The organism is Vibrio sp. 1562 (genome assembly GCF_033340155.1).
GTDB classification, from domain to species: Bacteria; Pseudomonadota; Gammaproteobacteria; order Enterobacterales; family Vibrionaceae; genus Vibrio; species Vibrio alginolyticus.
The window spans coordinates 1-505 of record NZ_JAWOVY010000831.1 but is presented as its reverse complement, the minus strand read 5'-3'; the positions used below and the strand labels follow the sequence as shown (position 1 = coordinate 505).

1 protein-coding gene and 1 pseudogene are annotated in these 505 nt (G+C 43.0%); both read right to left on the bottom strand.

From position 1 onward, the window contains the following. Nucleotides 1–205, bottom strand: a pseudogene (locus R7Z49_RS27925) (N-acetyltransferase); the annotation flags it as partial. Between the two features lie 110 nt (nt 206–315). Beyond that, nucleotides 316–505 (bottom strand): EAL domain-containing protein (locus R7Z49_RS27920; protein ID WP_318112905.1); only part of this gene is annotated, 190 nt, incomplete at its 5' end.

Here is a 505-nt window from a genome sequence, read left to right as displayed (position 1 = left end):
AAAATACTTCTGACTTGTTTCGCTTTTGGTAAGCCTGTTCAAACGGCTTGGCAAATCCTATTTGCTCTTCCTGCACGTCCAATTGCATCAAACTCGAAAAATCTTTCAGTTTGGTTGGTTTAATAGCAATCATGGTTTCAATCACGAGTGGGTGGTGGATGGTCTCACCACCTAACAAAAATGTACGAACGTCTTTAACTTTCATCCAGTTATAGACGCTAGTGATACCCAAATCACTTCGCACACTTAGCGCGAATACATTATGAAGTCATTTGGGTATCAGCTAGTTTAAGTAACTCGCGGCATTAAGAAAAGCTAGAAATGCAGAGGATAGAAGTAACCTTGATGAATGTAGGCTCCTAACGTTGTGAGTAAGTGAGCACTATCTGCGGTTTCGACGCCTTCGACGATGACTGTGCAGCGGTAAGTGTTTCCCATCGCAATCAACTGACGCAGCGTTTCCACTTTCTTATCGTCCGACTTCAAACCAATCACAAACTCCCGA